6 protein-coding genes are annotated in these 5,991 nt (G+C 66.3%); all 6 read right to left on the reverse strand.

Annotation, left to right across the window (positions count from 1 at the left end; all coding sequences use genetic code 11):
- Positions 1 to 724 (reverse strand): septal ring lytic transglycosylase RlpA family protein (locus AC1DT2_RS14200; RefSeq protein ID WP_477296996.1); only part of this gene is annotated, 724 nt, incomplete at its 3' end.
- A 215-nt stretch (positions 725 to 939) separates the two neighbouring features.
- A complete protein-coding gene (gene mltB, locus AC1DT2_RS14205; protein WP_477296997.1) occupies positions 940 to 1,905 on the reverse strand; it encodes a lytic murein transglycosylase B in 966 nt (321 codons plus the stop codon).
- Between the two features lie 128 nt (positions 1,906 to 2,033).
- Positions 2,034 to 3,149: a rod shape-determining protein RodA gene (gene rodA / locus AC1DT2_RS14210; RefSeq protein WP_213949422.1), complete on the reverse strand. Its 1,116-nt coding sequence runs from the start codon at positions 3,147 to 3,149 to the stop codon at positions 2,034 to 2,036.
- A gap of 2 nt (positions 3,150 to 3,151) precedes the next feature.
- Positions 3,152 to 5,173 carry a penicillin-binding protein 2 gene (mrdA, locus tag AC1DT2_RS14215; RefSeq protein WP_477296992.1) on the reverse strand — a complete coding sequence of 674 codons (2,022 nt, stop codon included), beginning with the start codon at positions 5,171 to 5,173 and terminating at the stop codon, positions 3,152 to 3,154.
- Positions 5,170 to 5,661, reverse strand: a complete 492-nt coding sequence (gene mreD / locus AC1DT2_RS14220) for a rod shape-determining protein MreD (protein ID WP_477296993.1) — start codon at positions 5,659 to 5,661, stop codon at positions 5,170 to 5,172. The genes mrdA and mreD overlap by 4 nt, the downstream gene beginning before the upstream one ends.
- Positions 5,658 to 5,991, reverse strand: a 334-nt coding sequence (locus tag AC1DT2_RS14225) for a rod shape-determining protein MreC (RefSeq protein WP_477296995.1), incomplete at its 5' end; no start/stop codon positions are given. The genes AC1DT2_RS14225 and mreD, both read right to left, overlap by 4 nt.

A 5,991-nucleotide genomic window follows, 5' to 3' on the forward strand; every position in this document is an offset into this window, starting at 1 on the left:
GCGACGAGGTCGCCATCTCCGGCGTCGGCGCCGTGCGCGCAGCCGGCGGCGCAGCGGCAAAGGCCGGGCGCGGCGGCGGCACCGGCGCGGTCACGGGCGCCGGCTTGGGTGCGGTGTTCACGTACGGCGCACCGCGATCGCTGTTCGCTTCACTGGGATCGATGGCGCGCACTTCGACCAGGCCCGTGCCTTTCGGCCAGACGCCCAGCTTCACCGCCGCCGCGAAGGACAGGTCGATGATGCGGTTTTCGTGGAAGGGACCGCGGTCGTTGATGCGGACGATGACGCTCTTGCCGTTCTCGAGATTGGTGACACGCGCATAGCTCGGCAGCGGCAGCGTCTTATGCGCGGCTGAGAACTGATACATGTCGTATTCCTCGAGGCTCGAGGTCTTGTAGCCGTGGAACTTGTTGCCGTAGAACGAGGCGATGCCGCGCTCGACGTACCCGCGCGGCGTGGGCAGCACGTTGTAGGTCTGGCCGAGAACGGAATACGGCGACTTGTTGCCGTAGAGCGCGCGCGGCTCCACCTTCGGCACGGGCTCCGGAAGCTTGCTGACATCCGGTATCTCGGTGGGCACGCTGTCCGAGCTGGAGCGATAGCGCGAGCCCTGCGATTTGCTGATGTCGTCGTGACCGCCCCGCGAGGAGGAGGACGACGAGCCACCGCTGCTGCGTGCCGACGGGCGGGTATTCTTCGAACCGCCGCAGGCGGCGAGAAGCATGGCTACGAGGCAGATGAAGGTGAGGCGTGTCGCCAGCACCCTTCGCCGCTGAAGCGGCTCCCACAGGGTGCTCACCACAGCCTGCAAACTGCCGGCTGTATGTGGGAGCCGGCTATAAGCCTGCAAACTGCCGGCTGTATGTGGGAGCCGGCTATGCCGGCGATCCCTGCGAAGCACGGAGATCACATCAGCGACACCCCCCCCGCCAGCGCCGCTCATCGCGCCGCAGACCCATGCGTCCGTTCCCGAATCGCCTGCGCCAGCTGATTCACCGCCATCGCATACATCGGACTACGGTTGTACGTGGTGATCACATAGAAATTCTGGAAGACGAACCAGTACTCCGGACCCGATGGCCCCTCCAGACGAACCAGCTGCGCGTCGCGCCCCGGATTCAAATGCTGCAATGGCGCGAAACCCTCGGCGACAAAGGTTTCCACCGGCGCCACGGGACGCCAGTCCTTCGGCACGGCGGGGTCGACCACGCGCGCATCCGGCTGGGCGCGCACGGCGAGCGGGCCGCCGGTTTCCCAGCCGTGCTGGGAGAAATAGTTGGCCACGCTGGCGAAGATGTCGCCCATCGAGCCCTTCATGTCGATCTTGCCGTCGCCGTCGTAATCCACGCCCCAGTCACGGATGGACGAGGGCATGAACTGGCCCCAGCCCTGCGCACCGGCATACGAGCCCGTGAGCGTGTCCAGYGGACCGGCAAGATGGTTCGGCGGCAGTTCCAGCAGGGTTTTCAGCTGCTCGCGGAAGAACGGCGCACGCTTGGGGTAATAGAACGCCAGCGTGGCCAGCGCGTCGAGCACTTTGTACTTGCCGGTGTTCTTGCCGTAGAAGGTTTCCACGCCGACGATGGCCACGATGTATTCCGGCGGCACGCCGTACTTCTTGCCGATCGCATCGAGCAGGGCGCGATGCGTCTGGTAGAAGTCGGCGCCGGCCTGGATCCGCTGCTCGGTAAGGAAAATAGGCCGGTAATCGCGCCAGGGCTTGCCTTCCGCCGGGCGGTTCATCGCGTCGATGATGGACTGCTGCATCTTCGCGCCGTCGAGGATCGCGTTCAGCGATGCCTTGCTCTTACCCGTGTCTTTCGCGACTTCGCTCACCAGTTGCGCCTGGCCCGGATGGGTCTCGGCGAACACCGCGGGGGCGAACAGCAGGGGGAAGAGGATCATCGCGCCGGCGAGGCGCGGGAATAAACGTGCGAGGCGTGCGCGGTGCGCGGCGAGAACTTCATCCATGCGCCGAAGCGTAGCACGCAGGAAAGGCGCGTCCGGGGCGCGCTTCGGGAAGCGTTCAGGCATCAATCGTGGAGCTTGCGATTGGCATGGATCGACATCAAGACGCCGAAGCCGACCAGCAGCGACACCGCGGACGTACCGCCGTAACTGATCAGCGGCATCGGCACGCCCACCACCGGCAGGATGCCCGCGACCATGCCGCCGTTCACCGCCACGTAAACGAAGAAGCTCATGCCGATGGCACCGGCGAGCAGACGCGAGTAGGTGTCGCGCGCATTCATCGCGATCCACAGGCAACGGCCGATGATGAAGGCGTAGAGCAGCATGATGGTGATGACGCCGATCAGCCCGAATTCTTCCGAGAACACGGCGAAGATGAAGTCGGTGGTGTGCTCGGGGAGGAATTCCAGGCGTGACTGCGTGCCGTGCTGCCACCCCTTGCCGAAGATGCCGCCCGAACCCACGGCGATCTTCGACTGGATGATGTGCCAGCCGTTGCCCAGGGGATCCGATTCGGGATCGAGCAGCGTGCGCACGCGGTTGCGCTGGTACTCGTGGAGGAACTGCCAGGCCACGGGAATGGCCGCGCCCGCGCCACCGACGAGCAGGCCGATGCGCCACCAGGCCATGCCGGACAGGAACAGCGCGAAGGCGCCGGCCGCCGCCACCAGCAAGGCGGTGCCCAGGTCGGGCTGTTCGGCGATCAGCGCCGCCGGCACGGCGATCATGAGGCCGACCACGATGATGTCCTTCCAGCCCGGCGGCAGCTGCCGCGGATGCAGGTACCACGCCACCATCATCGGCATGGTCAGCTTGAGCAACTCGGACGGCTGGAAGCGCATGAACCCGAGATCCAGCCAGCGATACGCGCCGCGCCCTTCACCCAGCGCCGCCACCACCACCAGCAGCGCCGTACTGCCCATGTAGAGCCAGGGCGTCCACGAGCGCAGCACGGGCGGCGGAATACGCGAGATCACCACCAGCAACACCGCGCCGAGAACGAAGCGCGCCGCCTGCCCGCCGACCAGCGACAGGTTGGCGTTGCCGGCGCTGTAAAGCGTGGCGAGGCCGGCGCAGGCGAGCAGGAACAAGGCCAGCAGCAGCGGCAGATCGAGACGCGGCCGCGTGAGCAGGCGCAGGCCGAAGCGTTTGAGACGAACGGAGAGGTTGGCGAACATGTTTACTGGTCCTCCCCATTGTCGTCCGGCGRCAGATCAGTGCTGGACGGTGCCGCAGGTTGCGCGCCCTGGACGGAGCTTGCGCTTGCAGGTGCGGGCTCAGCGGATGTGTCGGAAAGGGCAATCGGACCCGGCGGCAAGGCCGTAGGGCGCACCCCACCCTCGTCGACGACCCACTGGTCGAGGATCTTGCGGGCAATCGGACCGGAATCCGCCGCACCCCACGCACCCGCCTCGAGCACCACGGTCACGGCGATCCTGGGAGCCTCCGCCGGCGTGTACGCGATGAAGAGCGCACGGTGGCGCGTCGCCAGGTAGGCGGTGTTCTTGTTGGTGTCGTAGGCGTCGGATTTGCGCGAGAAGCGCTCGGCCGTGCCGCTCTTGCCAGCGATGACAAAGGGAAAACCCAGCCCCAGCTTTGCCTTGTTGCCGGTGCCGCCGGCCGAGTTGATCACCGCGACCATGCCCTCGTTCACGGTGTCCCAATCCGCTGCCCTGCGGATCACCGACGGGCCGGTAGGCGGGAACGGTTGTGGCACCCGCGCGCTGTCGACACCGTCCTGCGTATCCATCAGCAAATGCGGTGCGTAAGGCACGCCGTGTCCCGCGAAGGTGGCGAGGGCGTGGGCCAACTGGATCGGCGTTACCGCCCAGTAGCCCTGGCCGATGCCGGAAATGATCGTCTCGCCCGGATACCAGCCCGCCTTGCTACGCTTGGCTTTCCACTCGCGCGAAGGAAGCACCCCTTCCGATTCGCCGGTGAGGTCGATGCCGGTCTTCTTGCCGAAACCGAGGCCGCCCATCCACTGCGCAAGGCGGTCGATGYCCATGTCGAGTGCGAGCCGGTAGAAATAGGTGTTGGTGGACATCTGGATCGCGCGAACCATGTTCACCGTGCCGTCGCCGCCGCGCTTGTCGTCGCGGTAGCAGCGGCTCTGCCCCGGAATACAGAACTCGCCGGTGGAAAGCACGGTATCCGACGGACGGCGAACGCCCATGGTGAGGCCACCCAGTGCGAGGAACGGCTTCACCGTCGAGCCCGGCTGGTAGATGCCGCGCAGTGCGCGGTTCACCAGAGGCGTGTCCGTTGCCGTCATCAGCGCCTTGTAGTCGACCGAACTGATGCCGTTGACGAACAGGTTGGGGTCGAAGTCGGGCACGCTGGCGAAAGCCAGCACCTGTCCGTTGCGCGGATCGATGGCGATGGCCGCGCCGGCACGGCCCGCCATCGCGTCCAGTGCTGCCTTCTGCAGGCGCACGTCGATGCTCAGGTAGATGTTCTTGCCCGGCGTCGGCGGCGTGGTATCGAGTACGGCCTGGGTGCGTCCGTCCGCGTTCACTTCGACCAGTTCGTAGCCCGGCTCGCCGTGCAGCAGTTTTTCGTATGACTTCTCGATGCCGATGCGACCGATGTGCGTGGTGCCCTTGTAGCTGGCCTCCTCGTCATCGTCCATCTTGTCCAGATCGTCGGCATCGATGCGGCTCACGTAGCCGATGACATGCGCCAGAGAGGGTCCCAGCGGGTAGCGCCGGGTGAGATACGGCACGACATCGACACCAGGGAATCGCCAGCGATTCACGGCGAAGCGACCGATCTCGTCCTCGGTGAGCTTGAGCTTGAGCGGAATGCCTTCGAAGCGACGGCCCAGCTTCACCTGCTTCTTGAACGTGACGATGTCGTCGTCGCTGATCGGCACCACCGCGCTGAGCTTCTGCAGCATGTCGTCCATGTTGGCGACCTGCTCGGGCGTCACTTCGAGGCGGAAAGCGGGCACGTTGTCGGCGAGCAACACGCCGTTGCGATCGTAGATGAGACCGCGCGCGGGCGGGATCGAACGCGGTTTTACGCGGTTCTGCTCCGAACGCGTCACGAACTCGTCGTGATGGAATACCTGCAGGTAGACATAGCGGCTGCACACTGCGATGAGGCCGAGCAGGAGCAGGAAAAATCCCGCCAGGGCGCGCCGTCGGAACAGCGCTACCTCGCCGCGGACCTCCTTGATCGAGGCGCGACGCCGGCTCATGTGTCGTGGATGCGCAGACGCGCGCGCAGGTCGTCGAGGATCAGGAAGACGAACGGCCACAGCACCGCGYCCACCAGCGGCGAGATCCAGTATTCCGGCGGCGGCAGCGGATCGCCGGCGAACACCCGGATGAGCAGCAGGAGCACGCGGTCGTTCAGTAGCAGGCCGAGCACGGCCAGCGACTGCTGCCACATCGGAAAGAAGCGCAGGCGCGAGCGGAAGCGCAGCGCGATGAAGACCATGGCCGTAAGGCGCAGCGCCTGTTCAYCGAGTAGCACGCCGTCGAACAGATCGGCGCCCACGCCCAGGCAGAACGCCAGGCCGAGCGTGACGCGATCGCCCGACTGCAGGCACCAGTACAGCAGGATCAGCGCCGGCCAGTACGGCTTGAACGGCGTGAGCGGTCCCGGCAGCGGAATCAGCATCAGGAACAGCGACAGCAACAGCGTTGCGACGAACCACAGCTGGCGGACACGAAGCTTGTTCATGGCGTCGTCCCCGCTGGCGATGTTTCCGTCGACGAGGCCGCGCGGGCGGGCACCGGCGTCGTGGTCGGCGAGGTCACCTTCGGCAGGGTCGGGGTCACCGGTGCGGTCGGCGGCGCATTCGGATCCGGCGCCATGCCAGCCGGCGGCCCTGCATTGGGTGCGAGGGGCGGCGGACCGTCCTGTTCGGCGAGATCGTGGAGCAGGAGCACATCCTCACTGCGATCGAGGTCGGCGGCGGGCCGGGCCTGAGCGGACAGGAAGGTTCCCGAGGCCGTCTGCGCGACGTCGCGGATCTCGCCAACCGGGAAGCCCGGCGGGAAGCGCCCGCCC

The organism is Luteibacter sp. P4_E6 (assembly GCF_056401535.1).